Origin of the sequence: Streptomyces sp. NPDC008079, from assembly GCF_042957385.1 — a bacterium.
GTDB lineage: Bacteria > Actinomycetota > Actinomycetes > Streptomycetales > Streptomycetaceae > Actinacidiphila.
The window spans coordinates 207,951-227,200 of record NZ_JBIBIC010000009.1; the positions used below are offsets into that span (position 1 = coordinate 207,951).

15 protein-coding genes are annotated in these 19,250 nt (G+C 69.9%); 5 read left to right on the top strand and 10 right to left on the bottom strand.

Features of this window, described 5'->3' with window-relative positions:
* Window positions 1-52 precede the first annotated feature (52 nt).
* Genes ACFZAM_RS20815 through ACFZAM_RS20825 form a run of 3 tightly spaced genes read right to left on the bottom strand, consistent with a single transcriptional unit; the run spans window position 53 to window position 3,495 of the window.
* Window positions 53-919, bottom strand: coding sequence for an ABC transporter permease subunit (locus ACFZAM_RS20815; protein ID WP_391048010.1), 867 nt, complete (start codon window positions 917-919; stop codon window positions 53-55).
* The gene (locus tag ACFZAM_RS20820) at window positions 916-1,929 is read right to left on the bottom strand and encodes an ABC transporter permease subunit (protein ID WP_391048013.1); all 1,014 of its coding nucleotides are present in this window, start codon (window positions 1,927-1,929) and stop codon (window positions 916-918) included. The genes ACFZAM_RS20815 and ACFZAM_RS20820 overlap by 4 nt, the downstream gene beginning before the upstream one ends.
* An 18-nt stretch (window positions 1,930-1,947) precedes the next feature.
* Entirely contained in the window at window positions 1,948-3,495 is a 1,548-nt protein-coding gene (locus ACFZAM_RS20825; RefSeq protein WP_391048016.1) for an ABC transporter substrate-binding protein, read from the bottom strand.
* Between the two features lie 320 nt (window positions 3,496-3,815).
* On the opposite strand from ACFZAM_RS20825, the gene ACFZAM_RS20830 reads away from it, so the two are divergent.
* A complete protein-coding gene (locus ACFZAM_RS20830) occupies window positions 3,816-5,456 on the top strand; it encodes a helix-turn-helix domain-containing protein (RefSeq protein WP_355335176.1) in 1,641 nt (546 codons plus the stop codon).
* A 9-nt stretch (window positions 5,457-5,465) separates the two neighbouring features.
* Here the strand turns inward: ACFZAM_RS20830 and ACFZAM_RS20835 are convergent, their stop codons facing one another.
* The 6 genes from ACFZAM_RS20835 to ACFZAM_RS20860 form a co-directional block, all read right to left on the bottom strand.
* Entirely contained in the window at window positions 5,466-6,308 is an 843-nt protein-coding gene (locus ACFZAM_RS20835; protein ID WP_391048018.1) for a M55 family metallopeptidase, read from the bottom strand.
* 75 nt (window positions 6,309-6,383) lie between these two features.
* The gene (locus ACFZAM_RS20840) at window positions 6,384-7,487 is read right to left on the bottom strand and encodes a P1 family peptidase (RefSeq protein WP_391048021.1); all 1,104 of its coding nucleotides are present in this window, start codon (window positions 7,485-7,487) and stop codon (window positions 6,384-6,386) included.
* A complete protein-coding gene (locus tag ACFZAM_RS20845; protein WP_391048024.1) occupies window positions 7,471-9,162 on the bottom strand; it encodes a CocE/NonD family hydrolase in 1,692 nt (563 codons plus the stop codon). The genes ACFZAM_RS20840 and ACFZAM_RS20845 overlap by 17 nt, the downstream gene beginning before the upstream one ends.
* Window positions 9,159-10,835: a CocE/NonD family hydrolase gene (locus tag ACFZAM_RS20850; RefSeq protein WP_391048026.1), complete on the bottom strand. Its 1,677-nt coding sequence runs from the start codon at window positions 10,833-10,835 to the stop codon at window positions 9,159-9,161. Before ACFZAM_RS20850 ends, ACFZAM_RS20845 begins: the two co-directional genes overlap by 4 nt.
* The gene (locus ACFZAM_RS20855; protein WP_355335188.1) at window positions 10,835-11,854 is read right to left on the bottom strand and encodes a 1-aminocyclopropane-1-carboxylate deaminase; all 1,020 of its coding nucleotides are present in this window, start codon (window positions 11,852-11,854) and stop codon (window positions 10,835-10,837) included. The genes ACFZAM_RS20850 and ACFZAM_RS20855 overlap by 1 nt, the downstream gene beginning before the upstream one ends.
* Window positions 11,855-12,019: 165 nt before the next feature.
* Entirely contained in the window at window positions 12,020-13,072 is a 1,053-nt protein-coding gene (locus ACFZAM_RS20860; protein WP_391048029.1) for an alanine racemase, read from the bottom strand.
* 117 nt (window positions 13,073-13,189) lie between these two features.
* On the opposite strand from ACFZAM_RS20860, the gene ACFZAM_RS20865 reads away from it, so the two are divergent.
* The 4 genes from ACFZAM_RS20865 (at window position 13,190) to ACFZAM_RS20880 (ending at window position 18,541) form a co-directional block, all read left to right on the top strand.
* The gene (locus ACFZAM_RS20865) at window positions 13,190-14,581 is read left to right on the top strand and encodes a serine hydrolase (protein WP_391048031.1); all 1,392 of its coding nucleotides are present in this window, start codon (window positions 13,190-13,192) and stop codon (window positions 14,579-14,581) included.
* 160 nt (window positions 14,582-14,741) lie between these two features.
* On the top strand, window positions 14,742-17,060 hold the full coding sequence (locus ACFZAM_RS20870) for a pyruvate dehydrogenase (protein ID WP_391048033.1): 2,319 nt from the start codon (window positions 14,742-14,744) through the stop codon (window positions 17,058-17,060).
* Between the two features lie 155 nt (window positions 17,061-17,215).
* Entirely contained in the window at window positions 17,216-17,749 is a 534-nt protein-coding gene (locus tag ACFZAM_RS20875) for a DUF2231 domain-containing protein (RefSeq protein WP_391048035.1), read from the top strand.
* Window positions 17,750-17,974: 225 nt separating this feature from the next.
* Window positions 17,975-18,541 (top strand): hypothetical protein, encoded by a 567-nt coding sequence (locus ACFZAM_RS20880; RefSeq protein WP_391048038.1) that lies wholly within the window; start codon window positions 17,975-17,977, stop codon window positions 18,539-18,541.
* Between the two features lie 25 nt (window positions 18,542-18,566).
* Here ACFZAM_RS20880 and ACFZAM_RS20885 read toward each other — a convergent pair whose 3' ends face one another.
* Window positions 18,567-19,244, bottom strand: a complete 678-nt coding sequence (locus ACFZAM_RS20885) for an HAD-IA family hydrolase (protein WP_355335204.1) — start codon at window positions 19,242-19,244, stop codon at window positions 18,567-18,569.
* Window positions 19,245-19,250 lie beyond the last annotated feature (6 nt).

The window sequence follows — 19,250 nt, forward strand, 5'->3', positions numbered from 1 at the left end:
ACCGTGTTCGAGGTCATCCCTCGCGTCACGCGGTCCGACTGTTCGGGGGCCATCACTTGCTTCCTCCACGACTCGAGAGCGCCTCGTACATCCAGTCGCCGATGATGTTCATCGAGATCGCCGTCGCCACGATCATGACGCCGGGCCCGAGCGCCGCCGCGGGGTTCTCGAACAGCAGGCTGGTTCCGTCCTTGAGCATGAGACCCCAGTCCGGCGAACCGGCGTCGACCCCGAATCCGAGGAACGACAGTCCTGAGAGCGTCACGATGGCGCCGGCGAAGGTCAGGAACGCGTTGGCGACGGCGGTCGCGGAGACGTTGGGCCAGATGTGGAAGAGCATGATCCGTCGGTTCGACAGGCCCAGCGCACGCGCGGCTTCCACGTAGGGCAGGAGCACCTGCTCCAGTGTCGCGCCTCGGATGACGCGTGTGTCGAAGGGGATCGTCAGCACGAGAAGGAGCGCCACCGCCATCCAATAGCCGCCGCCGAACGCACCGGCGACAACCACGATGACGAGAAGTCCGGGGAGCGCCCACATGAAGTCGACCCAGCGCATGACGACCGCGTCGACGGCACCTCTCTTGTACCCGCTCCACAGACCCAGCAGGTTGCCGATCAGCATGGAGCCGACGGTGATGACCAGCGGGCCGATGAACGCGGTGCGTGTTCCGGCGATCAGTCTGGAGAAGACGTCCCGGCCGAGTTCGTCCGTGCCGAGCCAGTGCCCGGCGCTGGGCGAGGCGAGGACGTCCGAGACGTTCTGGGCGCCGGGGTCCTGGGGGGCCAGGACCGATCCGAGGACGGTCATGACGACGACCCCGACCACGATCACCAGGCAGGCCAGTACGGTCCAGGACGGGCGCGTCGAGCGACGCGTGGGCCTGGCGGGATCTTCGAGCTGCGGGACTGCGGCACTCATGCGGTCGGCCTTCCGTGCCTGATGCGTGGATCCGCGGCCAGGTAGAGCATGTCTGCCGCCAGGTTCGCGAACATGATCAGCGCGGCCACCAGCAGCGCGATGGCCTGGAGTGTGGGGAGGTCCTGGCTCGACGCGGACCGCACGAGCAGGTCGCCGATCCCCGGGATCGAGAAGGTGACCTCGACGAGGACCGCTCCGGTGGCCAAGGACGCGAGCAGGGGCACGCTGACCGTGATCACGGGGATCATGCCGTTGCGCAGCGCGTAGAACAGGAACACCCGGCGGGACGACATCCCGCGTGCCCGGGCGAAGGTCACGTAGTCCTGGTCGAGCACCTTGATCATCACGGCCCGCGTGTGTTTGACGATGAGCGCGACGCCGGAGATCGCGAGCGCGAGCGCCGGAAGGGTCAGGTGCCACAGTTTGTCGACGAAACCGCTTCCGGCCCCGAAGACCGGGAACCATCCGAAAAGGACCCCGAACACGTAGAGCAGGGCCACGGCGCCCACGAAGACCGGTGTGCTGAATCCGACGATCACCGACGCCACGATCCCGCGGTCGACGAACGTCGACTTCTTCACCGCCGCGGCCAGCCCCAGGGGGATTCCGATGAGCATGGTCAGCAGATAGGCCACGCCCGCGAGGAGCAGGGAATTCGGCAGCCGCGCCTTGATCTCGTCCGTGACCGGAAGCGTCGAGACCGACGAGTTTCCGAAATCGAACCGGACGGCGTCCTTCAACCAGATCCAGTACTGGGTGAGGAACGGGTCGTTCAGGTGGTACTGCTGCCGGAGCAGCTCCTCTGTCTCGGGAGTCCGCCTCCGGGTGCCGAGCAGATTGCTCACGGCGTCGCCGGGCGTGATGTACAGCAGAGAGAAGATGACGAACGAGATCAGGACCAGCATCGCGGCGCACACCAGGACCCGACTCAGCACTAGGAAGAAAATTGCTCGTGTTTGCATCGTTGCCTTTTTCTCGTTGGGGCTCGCGGCCCACGCGGCCGGCGTCACCGCGGCCGCGTGGCACCGTCACGACGCGGGCTTGACCTGCGCCACCCACGCGGCCGGACCGTAGGCCGAGGAGAACGGGTTCAGCTCGGGCCACGTGAAGGTGTCCGACAGCGCCAGGACGTTCTCACCGAGGTAGAGCGGGATGTAGGGAACGTCCTGCGCGGCGAGCTTGTCCAGGGCGGAGTACGCCTGGAACCGTCCCGCCCGGTCGGCCGTGGAGATCCCCGCGTTGACCAGCTTGTCGGCCTCCGGATTGCTGTACGCGGCGTAGTTCGCGTAGGCGATGTCCGCCTGCGAGCTGTCGAGGAGATAGCTGGCCGTGGTGTTCGGCTCCTCCGAGCAGTCAAGTCGCTGGATCGTGAGCTGGATCTTCTTCTTGGCCGCTCCTTCGCCGACGCGCTGGGTGTACTGGGCCTCGGAGAGGACCTTGACGTCCAGCTCGATGCCGGCCTTCGCCACCATTCCGGCGATGGCCTGAGCGATCTTGGGGCGGATTCCGTCGTCGGGAACCTCGAAGGTTCCCTTGACGCTGCCCGGGTGGCTCGACTTCGCGATCTCTTCCTTCGCCTTGGACACATCGAACGCGTAGGGCGGGAGCGAGCCGATCATGGTGTCGATGTCCGCCTTGTCGGCCACCTTGGCCAGGACCTGGGCCGGGAACAGGCTGTCATAGGTGACGGCGCCGTCGCCTTCGGCGGCGGCGAGGCCCTTGCGGTCCAACGCGTAGGCGAAGGCGCGCCGGACGTGCACGTCGTCCCACGGGGCGACCTGGGTGTTCAGTGACATGAACGTCTGCTTGCACCCGGGGACCTTCACCAGTTTCGCCTTGGAGCTGGCGGCGAAGGCTCGCGGGTCCGCGAGCGGGTACGCGGCGTCGAGCTGGCCGGACCGGTAGGCGAGCGCGGCGCTCGTCACGGTCTTGAAGGGCTTGACCGACACCCTCTGGATCGCCGGCTTGCCTCCCCACCAGTCCGGGTTGGCGGTGAGGTCCGCGCCTTCGGTCGGGTTCAGCCGGTCGAGCCGGTACGGCCCGGTCGCCATGGTCAGCGTGCCCGGCTTGCCGAAGTCGGCCTTGTGCTCGTCGTAGAACTTCTTCTGGAAGATGCTCGCTCCCACGCTGGCGAGGAGCGACAGGACGCTGGAATCAGCCTGCTTGAGCGTGACGACGACGGTGTTCGCGTCCCTGGCGGTCACGTCCTTCACGTTCACGAACAGCGACTCGTACGGGGACGGCGCCAGGCGCTCGTAGTCCAGCGAGGCGACCACGTCAGCGGACGTCATCTCGGTGCCGTCCCAGAACGTGACGCCCTTGCGCAGGTGGAAGATGTACGTGCGCGGGTCCGGGGTGTCCCACGACTCCGCGAGCCCCGGGGCCAGCTGGCCCTTCGGGTCGGCGGTGAGCAGGGCGTCGTAGACCGTGGCGAGAAGGTTGTTGCCCGAGGTCAGCGTGAGCGGGTCGATGCTGTCGAGGCTGTCCGCGACGATGCCCCACCGCAGGAGGTCCGCCCTGCCGCCGGTCGCTCCCGGCTTCTCGGCGCCGTTGCAGGCAGCCAGTAGCGCTGCCAAGCAGACAACGGTGGCGCTGACCGCCACGAGTCTGATGGACCGTTTACGCTTCATGACCCGTCCTCCTCGGGCCAGAGGTCCAGCCCCCAGCCGGTTGTGTGCCGCCCGTGTGATCAGGCTCACGGGTTTGGATGAGGCTATGGCCGTCGAACGGCGCGGACCTGGTGACGATCCGCCCAATTTTCCGCCTGGAATCGTTCAATGTAACGAAGGCGCACAACGGCCCGGCCACGCCTCGGTTTCAGTCAACGAACGGAGGCCGCGCGTTCGTTCGTTCTTCCCAAGACGGACGGTGGAGCGTCCCGTAGACTCCGGCGGATATGAGCGAGACGTCCAAACCGCAGCGTGCGAGCTTGTCGAGGATCCTCAATGACCTCGGCGGTACGTTCCTCGACGTGGTCGTCGCCGACGTGAGTGCCCACGAGCAGGTCGGGGCCGTCGTCGTCCACGACCACGGACAGAACCACACGCTCCTGCCCAAGGCGCTGGTCCTCGGCATCGGGGTGTACGGCGCGTCCGACATCGCGGAGCTGCTGCGCGTTCTCGGGACACAGAGCGCCGCGGCCCTGATCGTGCGGGCGCCCGTGGACCGCGAGCCAGAGGTGCTCAACGCCGCCCGCGACGCGGGCGTCGCCCTGCTCGCGCTGGCGGAGAACGCGGACTGGCTTCAGCTCGCGGACATGCTCCGGACCATCGTGGCCCAGGACGATGTCGGGGACGAGGTGACGAGCACCCTGGGCGGTGTCGCCGCGGGCGACCTCTTCGCCCTCGCCAACGCCGTGGCGGCACTGATCGACGCGCCGGTCACCATCGAGGACCGCCGGTATCGCGTGCTGGCGTTCTCGGGACGGCAGGACGAGGCCGACGCCGCTCGCATCCGGACCATCCTCGACCGCCAGGTGCCCGAGGTCTACCTCCGCGAGGACGAGGACCGGGGGGTGTTCAAGGCCCTCTACCAAACGGAGGAGCCGCTGTACATCGAGGCCTCCAAGATCAGCGAGAACGAGATCCCGCGCCTGGCCATCGCGGTGCGTGCCGGTGACGAGATCCTGGGATCGATCTGGGCGGCGGTCACCGGACCGCCGTCCACCGAGCGGTCGCAGGCCCTGGCCGACGCCGCGAAGCTCGTCGCCCTCCACCTGCTGCGCCGACGAGCCGGAGCCGACGTCGACCACCGCCTGCGCTCCGACCTGGTGGCCACCGCCCTCGAAGGCGGGCCCAAAGCCGCGCACGCGCTCGGCCGCCTCGGGCTGCTCGGGAAGACCGTCAATGTCGTCGCCATGGACATCGTCGACCACGGCGACGGACAGACCGATCCCTCCCGGCAGGCGAGGGAACGTCAGCAGTTGGCGGACGCGTTCGCGATGCACCTCACCTCGGTCGCGCCGCGGTCGGCGACGGCCCTGCTCGGCGACGTGTCGTACGGGCTGGTATCGCTCACCGGGGACGCCGACCAGAACGAGCAGCGCGCCAAGCGGCTCGCGGCCGACTTCCTGAAGCGGACGGGGACGCGGGTGCCGGCCGTCATCGGCATCGGCACCGCGATCAGCGACCCGATCCGCTTGAACGAGTCGCGGACGCGGGCCGACCGCGCGCTGCGCGTACTGCGTACGCGAGGGACGGCGGGCACCGCGGCCACGATGTCAGAGGTGCACATAGACGCGCTGGTGCTGGAGCTCCAGGACTTGTCCTTGGCACGCCATGACCCGGTGACCGGCCCGTTGAGCCTGATCCTCGAGTACGACGAGCGGCGCAACGGCAGCCTCCTGGCAACTCTCAAGTGCTGGCTGAACGCCTTCGGCGACATCCACGCCGCCGCGGCCTCGGCCGGTGTGCACCACAACACGTTCCGCTACCGGCTCAAGCGGCTCAGCGAGGTCGGGAAGATCGACCTGGAGAACCCGGACGAGAGATTCGCGTTGATGCTCCAGATGCGTCTGATGAACCCCGCCGTCGAGTGATTCGCCGCGTCACGGCGAGGCGGTCGCCTGAGTGGCGACCACGTGCGCGGCCAGTGCTCCGGCGACGCTGACGAAGTCGTAGATCTCGTCCACGGTGGCGCACCGGATCCGCACGGTGTACTCCGACGAGCGCTCGGCCGTCGGAATCATGGCGACGAGATCAGCGCTCGTCGACAGCTTCAGGTCGATCTCCACCACCAGGTCGTGAGGGACGACCGGCGGCCGGATCGACGAATCCGCCACGGCTCGCGCCGCGCCTTCCCGGATGTGCGCCCTGGCGGTGGCCGGGGAGAGGGCGTCGGCCGAGTTGTAGGAGAGGTAGCGCTTGACCTCGACGCGGTGGACCGCCTCGACTCCGGCGAGACCGGCCGAACAGGTCCGGTCGTCTCCGGTGATGAGCTTCACCGGGACTCCGAACCGGCCGGCGTAGAGGGCGTTGACGTCTGCCTCGGACGCGGCCCGACCGTTGAGCCGGAGTTCCGACCAGAATCCGGTGAACGTGTGTGAGAGCACTCCGGGTGTTCCCGCGGCCGCGTGGTAGCCGATGAAGAGGGCCGCGTCGAAGTCGCCGTGCAGGCCGTGCACCATGCCGCAGGTACGGGGGCTGCCGTTGACGAGACGTGCACGCGGGTCCAGCAGGGCGGGCAGGATGTTGTCCATCGGCCCGTGGCTGTCCGCCACCACCACGTGGGTGGCTCCCGCGTCGAACGCCCCCGCCACAGCGGCGTTGGCCTCCTCGGTCATGAGCTCCTGGCCGCGTGCGTAGGTCCGGTGCCCGGGGACGGTGTTGTGCAGCCGCGAAACACCCGCGACTCCCTCCATGTCCACGCTGATGTAGACAGAACCGGCCATGAGACCGTCCCTTCTTCCTTGGTCTGACCCGGCCGTTCACCGGGTGGTTGCCAGCCGAACCGGGGGCGGCTTGCCTCAGGTCGCCGATGAGAAGGCCGCGAGGAGTGCGTCCGGCTCGAGCCCGTACGCCGTGAAGCCGCGCGCACCGGTCATCGTGGGAGCGGCGAGCATCGCGTTGATGATCGACTCCTCGGTGGCCTCGACGACGGCGCGGAACAGGTCGTCCAAGGCTTGGTGCGGAACCGCGGAATGGGGCGCCACCAGCGGGTGACCGCCCGCGTAGCCCTCGGTGGGCACGTTCTGCGGCGCCGTGGAGAAGGCGAGCATGATGTCACCGCTCGAGTCCTGGATGCCGCCGCCGACCCGGCCGATGCCGATGCTCGCCCTGGTGGCCAGCCGACGGCACTGGCCGGGCAGCAGCGGAGCGTCCGTCGCCACGATCACGATGATCGAACCCGAGCCGGGCGGCATGGGCGGGTCTCCGCCCGGCTGGGTCCGGGCCGGCAGCGGGACGTGTGCCAGGCGCGCGTCACGGCCCACGGGCCGGCCGTCGACCCTGAAGTCGGGGCGGGTCCCGTGGTTCGCCTGGACGAGCACGCCCACGGTCCAGCCGCCCGCGGACGCGTCGAGACGACGCGACGCCGTTCCGATCCCGCCCTTGAACCCGTGGCAGACCATGCCGGCTCCCCCTCCGACACTCCCCTCCTCGACGTCGGCGGACGCCGACTCGTAGGCCGCTCGGACGTGTTCGCCGGTGACGAACTGGGCGTTCCCGCTGTTGAAGGCGAGGTCCGCGGTCTCGCCCACCACCGGCAGGGAGAAGGCGTTGCGGAAGGTGTCGTGCGCCGTTTCGATCGCGACCAGGCTGTCCCTGACGACGCCGACGCTGTGGGTGCCCGTGAGGGCCAGGTCGGTCGTGAGCAGACCGCTCTCGCGAACCCACTCGAGACCTGTCATCTCACCGTTGCCGTTGAGCGTGGCGCAGCCCGCGAACAACGGATGTGTTCGGACGTGTCCCGGCCGTGGACGGATCACGGTCACGCCGGTACGGGCGATGACGTCGTCGTCGCGGATGACGGTGGCGTGACCGACGGTGACGCCGGAGACGTCGCTGATGGCGTTGCGGGGTCCTGAGGGAAGAATCCCGATCTCGATGCCGAGTTCACGGAGCCTGGTCATGGTTCTCCATTCGGTGGAGGGGGAGCTCGATCCTGCTGGGCAGGCGGGGCCCGTGGAAGACGGAGTGCGTACCGCGTTCGGCCTCCGTCGCACCGAGGTAGTCGGCCGAGCCGAGATTGATCGCGTAGAGCGGGAAGAGACTGGAGGTCACCACGAGGCGCAGGGCGTGCCCCGGCTGGAGCTCGTGCGCCACGTCCGTCATCGCGATCCTGTAGCCGACCGGCACACCTGTCCGGAACGCGGGCACCGATCCCGCGCGCACGACCCCGTGTGCCAGGTGAACCGTTCTCGTCTCGCCCGGGAACACGTCCTCGAGGGACACCATCCAGTCCGCGTCATCGCGATCGGTCCCGGCGAACAGACGGACCACGGGCGTGCCGCGGACGAGTGTGGGAACGTCGACGGTCGCCGCCGTGTACGTGAGCGTGTCGTCGCGGCTGGTCGCGAACGATGTCTCAAGGGTGAATCCCGCTGGGCCGGTCCGTGAGAAGGACCCGTGATCCGGCTGCCACGGAACGGGATTCCCGGGATCGTGGACGAAGTGATCGGCCGCCTCGCGGGGTGTCGCGTCGCGCGTCAGTCGTCCGTCCCCGATCCGGGTGTTCGCCCGCCCTTCGGAGGTCAGCCACAAGGTCTCGACCTCGTCGGCCACCGGCCAATGGTCGAGGTCTTCCCAGGCGTTGCGGCCCGTGACGAAGACGCGCACGGGGGCGGGAGCCCAGGACGACGGGTCGTCCCGCAGGTGGTGGTCGAACCACTCGAAGAGCAATTCGTCGGGATCGACGACGGAACGGGGCCCCCATTCGACCCCGCCGACGACGCTCACCGGTCTCCGGGTTCCGGCTGAGTCCCACGGGCCGACGACCAGCGAGTGCTCCCCTCCGGCGGAGGAGACGGTCTCCCAGTGCTTCATCGTGGCGCCCAGCCCGCTGTCCCACCGGCCGGAGACCAGGAGGGTCGGCGCGCTCGCATTCGTCCCGCCGCCCACAGCCAGGCTGCTCCAGTACGGGTCCTGGGGGTCGAGGTGGGCGAGCCAGTCGGGCCACGGCGCGTCCGGTCTGCCCAGCGCTTCGTGCATACCGGCCAGCGGCCTGCTGCTGAAGACCGACTTCCAGGGCGGCGCGTCGACAGGCCCGCGCACCCGGCCACCGACGAGGTGCATCCAGAACAACCAGTCCAGTCGCACGGCACCGCCCCGCGACGGCAGGCCCTCGCCCGCGGCGAACGGGGACCACACGGCGAGCGCGTCCACCGGAGCGGCCGACGCGGCGGCGAGCGCCGCGAACCCGGCGTAGCCCGCGCCGAAGCAGCCGAGGCGGCCGTTGGACCCGGGAAGGTCACGGGCCCACGTGACGATGTCCGCGCCGTCTGCGGCCTCGTGGAGGAACGGCTCGAAATCCCCGTCCGAGTCACCCCGGCCGCGCACGTCACCCGCGACCACGATGTATCCGCGCGCGGCCAGGAGCTTGAAGCGGTCCGAGGGGACCTGCGGCGCCGTGCTCGCAGGAGGCTTCTGGTCCGCGCGGTTGTTGTCGTAGGGCGTGCGGGTGACGAGGACCGGGTGATCACCGGGGGCAGGCGGCATGTAGACGTCGACGGACAGGTCGACCCCGTCCCTCGCCCCGACCCGTACGTCGAAGCGGGAGCGCACACGGGAGACATCGGTGAACCTCATACCGCTCCCCCGCTGTTCTCGACGGGCAGGACGAGCCGCGAGGGGTGCTCGGGGCCGTGGTGAACGGTCACGCTCACCACGCGTGAATCCACGGCGTCGGCCCAGGGCTCCCCGGTGCCGAGGTTGCGGGAGAAGGCGGGGAACGCGCCCGCGGTCACCGCGAGCGCGATGCGGTGCCCCGGCAGGAAGGTGTGGTGGAGCCAGACCAGCGGGATGCGCAGCCCGACGATCTCCCCGGGGCTGACGGGCGGTGAGCCGGGCCCGGACCGCATCGAGATCCGCTGTAGCCCGCACGACCCGAGTTCGCTGCCGACGAGCATCATCCGGCCGTCGGGATGGACGTCGAGCAGCAGAACGCTCAGGTCCGCGTCGGGCGCGTCCAGCGAGACGAAGACGTCCAGCTCGGCCTGGCCGCTCACGTGGACGGGCTCGTCCAGGGCCGGACCCGGGTAGACGAGGACGTCGGGGCGGCGCAGCAGGTAGCGATGGTCGTGGGGCGGGTCGCTCCAGGCGAACAGGTCGAGGTTGGTGAAGTCCCTGGCCGGGTTCTCCGGGTCGAAGACGTATGTGTCGCGGGCGGCTTTCTCCGGAGTCCGGGTGAGCCGGCCGTTTCCGCTCAGTGTGCGGGCGTCGCCGCCGCTGGCCAGGTACCAACTCGTCGGCTCGACCGCGGTGGACGGCCACTCGTCCAGGTCTTCCCACCGCATCGTCCCGGTCCGGAAGACCCGGCACGGGTGGGCATCAGCGGGTTCGTCGTCGTCCCTGAGGTGCCGTGCGAGGAAGCGCTCGACGTGTCCGACGGTGTCCATGACCGACGGGGAGACATCCAGTCCTCCCAGCACCGGGCTCGGCGAACGGTTCCCTCCGTGGTCCCAGGCTCCGATCAGGAGCTGGGCCCTGGCGCCCGCGGGCGACCGCGCCAGCCGGGCCCACGTCGCCATCGTGGTCTGGTCGTCCCACCAGCCGACGGTGACGAGCACGGGCAGGTCGAGGTTCGCCCAGTCGTCGTCGCTGAGCACGAACGCCTCGCCGAGGTAGTCGATCTCCCCGTCCACGTACTTCGGCCACCACCGTCCACCGGTGCCGACCTGCTCGTGGAGGGTGCGCAGTGGCAGGTGCCTGATGTTGTGCCCCCACGAGGGAGCGCCGTAGTGCTGTTGGGTACGTCCGGTCACCTGGTGGAACCACCAGCTCCAGTAGAGGTGCGGGACACCGGTGTTGAAGCTCGGCCGCGGGCCGAGGCCGGCGACTCCAATGGCCATCGGCGCGATGCACCGCAGGTGCGGCGGCCGGGCCCGAGCGGTCCACCACTGGGTGAGACCTTCGTAGCTGAGCCCGACCATGCCGACCCGGCCCGTGCACCAGGTCTGCTCGGCGACCCACTCGATGCTGTCGTAGCCGTCGTCGCTGTCCTGGACGAAGGGCTGGAAGTCACCGCCGGAGTCGCCGCGTCCGCGCATGTCGATCATGACGTAGGCGTAACCGGCGGCGACGAGCCGCCGCATCCAGATTCCCGGCTTGCGGTTGTACGGGGTTCGTGTCACCACCGCCGGGAACGGGCCGTCACCGGCCGGGACCATGATGTCGGCGGCCAGCTCGACGCCGTCGCGCATCGGGATCCGGCAGTTCCACAGGGCTCGGACCTCTCTCGTGCTCCCCCTCAGCGCGGGCATCAGAACGCCTTGGCGTACGCGTTCAGTGCCTGCTGGCCGCCGAGATGCGCGTACAGCACGTTCGAGTCCTTCGGGATGTCGCCGTCGCGGATCAGGTCGATGAGGCCCGCCATCGACTTGCCTTCGTAGACGGGGTCGATGATGATCCCCTCCGTCTTGCCGGTGAGGCGGATCGCGTCGAGGGTCGACCGCACCGGGACCCCGTACTCGTCTCCGGCCCAGCCGGGGAGCACGGTGATCTCGTCGTCCCGCAGGTCACGCCTCAGCCCGATGAGATCCGCGGTGTTCCGGGCGATCCGACCGACCTGGTCGACCGTCTTGTCGAGGGTGGCCGAGGCGTCGATGCCGATGACCCGGCGGGGTCGGCCGCCCGCGTCTTCGAGTGCCGCGAAGCCCGCGATCATGCCCGCGTGGGTCGAACCGGTGACGGTGCAGACCACGACGGTGTCGAAGAAGGTGTCGAGCTCCTGCTCCTGCCGGGCCACCTCGTACGCCCAGTTGGCGAAGCCGAGACCGCCGAGGCGGTGGTCGGACGCGCCGGCGGGGATGCCGTAGGGCTTGCCGCCGCGCTTCTCCACGTCGTCGAGGGCCTGCCGCCACGAGTCACGGAAGCCGATGTCGAAACCGGCGGGGTCGAGTCGTACCTCTGCTCCCATCACCCGGCTGAGCAGGATGTTGCCGACTTCGGTGCTCAGCGGATCGGTCCAGGAAGGCACCCAGTTCTCCTGGACCAGGACGCACTCCAGCCCGAGGTGGGCGGCGACCGCGGCGACCTGCCGGGTGTGGTTGGACTGGTGGCCCCCGATCGACACCAGCGTGTCGGCCCCTTGGGCCAGCACGTCGGGAATGAGGTACTCCAGTTTGCGGGTCTTGTTACCGCCGTAGGCCAGCCCGGAGTTGCAGTCCTCCCGCTTCATCCAGATCGAGGCACCGCCGAGGTGGGCGCTCAGACGTGGGAGCGGGTGCACCGGACTGGGGCCGAAGGTGAGCGGGTGGCGGGCGAAGTCCTCGATGGACACAGCGCGTTCTCCTTCGCGGATTGGCGATCGACGACGAGGCCGTCAAGGTGCCTCGAGCGATCAAACTGTCACTCCCCCGGCGGCCTCGTTTCGTGAATGAGACCGAACCTCGGGCGGGGATTGGTGCGGGTTCACCACACAAGGACCCGCGGCGCGGGAAGTCTTCTAGCTGTTGCGCCCTCGCGCGGCGACGGCCCAGGGGCGCAGGCCGCCTCCCTCGTCGATCCATAGCCGCTCGGCCAGGTTGACGGCCGCGCAGCAGTGGTTGGGCACCACCGCGACCTGGCTCCCCAGCGGAGGCAACGGGGCGCCGCCCATGTCCACGACGGCGTGGTGCTCGGAGACGAGAACGATCCGGGCGTCCGGGTGGTCGAGCAGACGTCCTCCTCCGGTGTTGAAGGCAGCCTTGTCGGCGGCGAGCACCTTGCTGCCGGAGTCCAGGACCGCACGGCCTCCGGCGTGGCTGACGACCGTCGCACGACAGGTCAGCGCGACGTCATCGGGATGCGTCGTCCCCAGCTCCCACTGCTGCGCGTCCCCGAAGACGTAGACCCCGGGGCGCACCTCGGTGACCGCCTCGGGCCGGGTGTCGGCCAGGCTCGGCGTCGATCCGCCGCTGACCACCGCGACCTCGATTCCGGCGTCCTCCACGGCCGCGCGCGCGACCGAGAGCGCTCGTGCCTCGTCTGCGGCGGCCGTCGCCCCGGCGTCCATGGCGTAGCTGTGTCCCGGAAACGTGAAGACTCCCGCGACCTTCGCACCCGAGAGCGCGGCGGCGGTCGCGACCAGGCCCGCGTCCGAGGGGCGGCAACCACTGCGGTGGTGACCGCAGTCCACTTCGATGACCACCTCCACGCCGAGGCGGCCGACCAGGTCACCCGCCCGGGCGGCGCCCTCGGCCGAGTCCACGCCGATCGCGATGCGGGCCCTGTCCGCCAGAGCGCCGAGCCGGCCGGCCGCCTGGCCGTCGATGTGCAGGGGGTAGGCGATGAAGAAGTCGGTCACGCCGCTGTCCGCGAAGACTTCCGCCTCACCGATCGTCGCCACCGTCAATCCGACAGCGCCGGCCGCGATCTGGCGCCGGGCGATCCGGGGCGACTTGTGGGACTTGGCGTGCGGGCGGAGCGCGAGGTCGTTCGTCGCGGCCCACTGTGCGACTCGCCGGATGTTCCGGTCGAGCCGATCCAGGTCGACGTGCAGGTAGGGGGTGTTGGGCATGGCCGAATCCTCCTCGCCGCTCCGACGGCGTGATTGGTGAGTGGCTCCGAAGACAAGCGGCGCTCTTCGTACGGCCGGACAACGAATCCAGGGCAGCGGCCCGGCACACTGTCCGATATGACGACACCAAGGGTGGACCGACGGGAGTTCCAGCAGCGTCTGGACGATCTCGCGAATCGGTACGGCGTCCCGGGGGCGGCGGCCGGCGTGCTGGTCGACGGGAGGACCACGGTCGTCGCCACCGGGATCGCGAAGCTGGGTACGACCGTTCCGGTGACGACGGACTCGGTGTTCCTGCTCGCCTCCATCACCAAGGTGTGGACCGCGACGCTCGTCCTCCAGCTCGTGGACGAGGGGCTGGTCGACCTGTCCTCGCCGGTGAATCACTACCTGACGCCGCCGCTGCGGTTGGAGGACGAGGAGGTGGCGCGCACCGTCACCGTCGGACAACTGCTCACGCACTCCGGCGGGTTCTTCGGCGATGCCGCCGAGCCGGACGTCCGGAGCGACGACGCCGTCGAGAAGATCGTTGAGAGCTACAGCGGCCTGGCTCAGCTGCACCGGCCGGGAGCGGTGTTCTCCTACTCCAACTCCGGGTACAACGTGCTGGGCCGGCTCATCGAGTGCGTGACCGGATCGACCTGGGACGAGGCGTTGCGGACGCGCCTCATCGAACCGTTGGGGCTCGGCAGCACCTCGACGCTTCCCGAGGAGACCATGACGAGACCGCTCGTGGTCGGTCACGTACCGGCGGCGCCGGGGTCGTACGATCTCACGCCGGTCTCGACCTGGCTCGACCCCAGGACGTCGGGGCCGTGCGGGGGGACGCTGGCGGCAACCCCGGCCGACCTCCTGGCGTTCGCCCGGCACCACCTCGAGGACGGTCTGGCGCCTTCGGGCGCGCGACTCATGAGTACGCGGACCGCGCGGACCATGCGGGAGCCCCACATCGCCCAGCCGGATCCGAGCCGGGGTCCCGCGTGGGGCTGGGGATGGTCGATCGAGCGTCTCGAGCCGCGGATCGTCGGCCACATCGGGAGCACCTGCGGTCAGCAGTCCCGGCTGGTTCTGGCGCCCGACCACGGCGTCGCCGTCTGCGTCATGGCGAGCGGTGACATCCAGGGCATGGGTGACGAGCTGGTGTCCGAGCTCTTGCGGGAGCTGGTCGGCGTCGGCCTGCCGACCACGCCGGGCCCGGTCGAGGCGGACATCGACGTCACGCCGTACGTCGGGCGGTTCCGGATGAGCGACGAGGCGACGATCGACGTACGGGCGGAGGCATCGGGTCTCATCGCGTCCTTCACGACGAGCGGCCGGTGGGCAGACTTCCACGGGGACTTCTCGACGCCGATGACCTACGCGGGCGGAACGACGTTCCTCATGTCGATGCCGCCCGTGACCGAGCCGGTGGCGGCCACCTTCCTCTGGGCGGACGGGCCCGGCGGACCCGCGACCCACCTCGCGTCGCAGATGCGGGTCGCTCCCCGGTCGGAAGCCTCTCCGCGGTGACCGCCCCGGTCGGAGTCCTCTGCGCCGTGACGGCCGGCAGTACGTGGGCCGCACCGCGGCCGGGCGGTCCGGCGCGCCCCGGACGTCGTCGTCCGTGTCATCCCACCCCGTCGCGGCGCGTACACCGCGCGCGTCCACCGCATGTCTGCGAGGCAATCCGATGACCGTGACCTCCTCTTCCGTGGCATCGGCGGCTCCCGCGGAGGAGGTGCTGCGAGAGATCGCCCGCAAGGTGCTCTGGATCGCCACGTCGATCGTCGACGCGGCGAACCGCGGCCGTCCCAACGCCAGTGGCGTCAAGGTCGGGGGCCATCAATCGTCCAGCGCCTCGATGGTCGACATCATGGTCTCGCTCTGGTTCGCCGAGCTGACCCGGAACGACCGGGTGTCGGTCAAACCGCACGCGTCCCCCGTACTCCACGCGATCAATTACCTCATCGGCGACCTTGACGCCAAGTACCTCACGACACTCCGCTCCAAGGGCGGGTTGCAGTCCTACCCCAGTCGGCTCAAGGATCCCGACACCGTGGATTTCTCCACCGGCTCGGTCGGCATCGGGGCGACTGCCGCGCTCTGGGCGGCCATGTCCCACCGCTATCTGACCTCGCACTTCGACTCCACGCCCGAGGCAGGCCGCTTCATCAGCCTTCTCGGGGACGCCGAGCTCGACGAGGGCGCGGTCTGGGAGGCCGTCGCGGACCCCTCCACGGCGAAGATGGGCGAATTGCTGTGGGTCGTCGACCTGAACCGCCAGTCGCTCGACCGCATCGTGCCCGACGTCCAGATCCACCGCCTCATGGGCATGTTCGAGGCAGCCGGGTGGCAGGTGATCACGCTCAAGTGGGGGCGGAAGGTCAGCGCGCTCTTCGACCGTCCCGGAGGGGACGACCTGCGTACGCGGCTGGAGACGATGCCCAACGAGGAGTACCAGCGCCTCCTGCGTGTCGACGCCGAGCAGATCGCCGACCGGATCGTCGGCGACGACGGGTCCGAAGCGCTGCGCGAGCTGCTGCGGTCGGTACCCTCCGACCATCTCGCGGTGGCCCTGCGGGACCTGGGCGGGCACGACATCGGCCTGTTGCTCGACACCTTCGCCCACGTGGATCCGGATCGGCCGACGGTCGTCTTCGCCTACACGGTGAAGGGGCGCGGCCTGCCTACGGAAGGGCATCCGAACAACCACTCTGCCTTGCTCACCGACGTCCAGATGGTGGCGCTCGCCGAGTCGGTCGGCGCGAACCCGGCCGACCCGTGGCGACGGTTCCAGGACGGGTCCTTCGCGGCGACGCTGTGCGCGGAGCGCGGGCACGCCCTGCGGCGGCGCGCCGCTGTCACGAATCCTCGGCCCGACGCCGTTCCCGCCGCCTTGTCCCGGAAGCACCGCGCTCCGATCTCGACCCAGGCGGCTCTGGGTCGTTTTCTCACCGATCTGACCCGCGAGGCACCGGAAGTGGCGCGCCGCGTGGTGACCTGTAGTCCGGACGTCGCCTCCTCGACCAACCTCGGCGGCTGGATCAACAAGACGGGGGTCTGGTCAGTCGCGGACCGACCGGACTGGTTCGCCGATGACCCCGAACGGGTTCTCAAATGGTCCGAGGGCGCCGGTGGTCAGCACATCGAGCTCGGTATCGCCGAGGTCAACCTGGTGAGCCTGCTCAGCGAGCTCGGTTCGACCTGGTCGCGGTGGGCCGAGCGGCTGGTCCCGATCGCCACCATCTACGACCCGTTTCTCTCACGAGCCCTGGAACCCTGGTCCTACGGCATCTACGCCGGTGGTCAGTCGATCATCGTCGGCACGCCGTCGGGCGTCACCCTCGCTCCCGAGGGAGGAGCGCACCAGTCGATCACGACTCCGTCGATCGGGTTGCAGCAGCCGGGCTGCGTCGCGTGGGAGCCAGCGTTCGCCCAGGACCTCGAGTGGTGCTTCCTGGACGCGATCGACCACGTGGGGGTCCCCGGCGGGACGTCGGCGTACTTCCGGCTCTCGACCCGCCCGGTGGACCAAGCGCTTGCCCGCTTGCCCGAGGACCCTCTCCTGCTGGAGCGCCGCCGACGCCATGCCGTTGCCGGCGGCTACCGCCTGACCGATCATCCCCTCGCGGACGAGCGGGTCACCCTGGTCGGGGTGGGAGCGATCATGCCTGAGGTCGTGGCGGCGGCCGGTGCCCTGACCGGGCTCGGTGTGACCGCCGGAATCGTGTGCCTGACGAGCCCGGACCTCATCTTCCGGTCCGCGCAAGGCAAGGGGAGCGATATCGCCTCGGCTCTGTTTCCCTCGGAGAGCCCTGCCCCCTTGCTCACCGTCATGGACGGCCACCCCCACACGCTTGCCTTCCTGGCGGGGCTGCGCGGTGACCGGACCAAAAACCTCGGCGTCACCGAGTTCGGCCAGTCGTCCGCCCTCCAAGACGCCTACAGGATTCACGGGATCGACACAGCGACGATCGTCGATGTCGCGCTCAGCCTGACCGGCCGCTGAGCCGGGGACTCCGCTGGGCGGACGGCTGCCGGCGGGCCGTATTTCAGAAGGACTTGAGAAGTTGGCGTGGAAGGCTGCGATCTCCTTCCGAGCAGCGGCGGCCGGGTTGCCCGGTGGGCCCGCTGCGCACGTCCTCGTCTGTGGAGAAGCCCCCCATGAGTCTTACGCATATCAACGGCCTTCCGGCGCACGTCCTGTTCGTGCACTTCGTGGTGGTGCTGGTGCCGCTGACGGCCCTGGCCGCGGTGGTCTGCGCGGTCCAGCCCCGGTATGCCCGGCGCATGGGGCTGTCGCTTCCGCTGCTGGGGCTGGTGACCCTGGCGCTGGTGCCGGTCACGACGCATGCCGGGGAGTGGCTCAAGGCCCGTGTGGGCGACGATCCTCTGGTGCGTAAGCACGCGGAACTGGGCGACGGTCTGCTGCCGTGGGCGATAGGGCTCTTTCTCGTGACGCTCGGGGTCTGGTGGCTGGGGCGCCGGACCGCACGGTCCGGGGACCCGGCCGCCGAGAGCGTTCCGTCCGCAGGCACGCGGCGGAGCCTGCCGACGGCTCTGCGCGCGACCGCCGCCGTACTGGCGGTGATCGTGTCCGCCGGCGCGGTCGTCGACGTGTACCGCATCGGTGATTCCGGCGCGAAGGCGTCCTGGAACGACAACTACGACAAGCACCCGTCGGGACACAACGGCTGACGGGCACTCCGCACCTCGGCGCCGAAGGACTCCGATCGGCTTCCACGGACCTGCCTGTGAGGTCAATGGGACGCCGTCGCGGCCCTTCGGTCACCCGCGCGGGTGAGGTTCGGCGTGGGGCGGTTCGACCGGGCGAGGGGGCGGGGCGCCGGTGCGTAACTTGGTGCCGCGGCCCGCCGTCGGCGCGTCGGTGTCACCACATCCCCCCAGGTCAAGGGGTCTGTCATGAAGCGCGTCATCTCCCTCGCCGTTGGCATGGCCGCCGTTGCGGCCACTGCCTCAGGATGCGGCAGCTCCAGTTCCACCACGTCCCTCACCCCCCATTCCAGCGCCGGCGCCACCACCGCGAGCGCCAGCGCCTCCGCGTCGACCGGCGGCGCCGCCACGGTGAAGACAGCGAACTCGCCGCTCGGTCAGATCCTGGTCGACGCCTCCGGCAGGACCCTGTACCTGTTCAAGGCCGACACCGGGAAGACGTCGACCTGCAACGGATCCTGCACGCGGGCCTGGCCCCCGCAGACCACGACCGGAAAGCCCCACAACAGCGGCGTGACCGCCTCAATGGTCGGAACGAGCACCCGGTCGGACCACTCGACCCAAGTGACCTACCACGGCCACCCGCTGTACTACTTCGCCAAGGACACCAAGCCCGGAGAGACCAACGGCCAGGGCCTCAACGAATTCGGCGCGCTGTGGTACGTGGTCAGCCCCAGCGGCAACGCGGTCACCACCGCGGCCTCCACGTCGGCCTCACCGTCGACCGGCTCCGCCAGCGGCGGAGGCGGGTACTGAGGCGCGGTCCCGTCCATCACTGCGCTCACCGGCGCAGCAGGTCCGCGGCGGCGAGACTGAGTACGCCGTCGTGCCAGGCGAGGCCGCGCAGGTCGCGGACGACGACGGGGGCGTGGGTGGCCAGTGCGCGCCGCCCGACCCCGACGACGACCGCGCCTGCCGCGGCTCCGGCCGCCGCCCCCGCGGCGCTGTCCTCGAAGACGACCGTCCGGGCCGGGGCGAAGCCCAGTCTCCGGGCCGCGGCGCGGTAGCCGTCAGGGGCTGGTTTGCCGTGGCTGACGTCGTCCGCGGTGATGAGCACGGGCGGAGTGGGCAGTCCCGCCGCCGCGAGGCGGGCCCGTGCCAGGAGGGTGACTCCGGAGGTGACCACCGCCCACCGCTCGCGCGGCAGGCTCGTGAGGAGGCCGAGGGCACCGGGGAGCGCTGTGGTGGTGGCCGCGGCCTCGACCTCCATACGGTCGATCGCGGCGAGTGCCGCCGGCCGTTCGTCCGGGTCGGTCACCAGGAGGGCGACGGTGTCGGCCGACCGGCGGCCGTGCACCATGGCGGTCACCTGTTCCGGCGGCAGGCCGCGGTCACGGGCCCATTGGCTCCATGCCCGGTCGACGCCGTGATCGGAGTCGACCAGGACCCCGTCGTTGTCGAAGAGCAGGCCGTCGCAGGGGATGTCGAGCGCGGAGGCCGGGTGGGGCTGTGCGGTCATGGACGG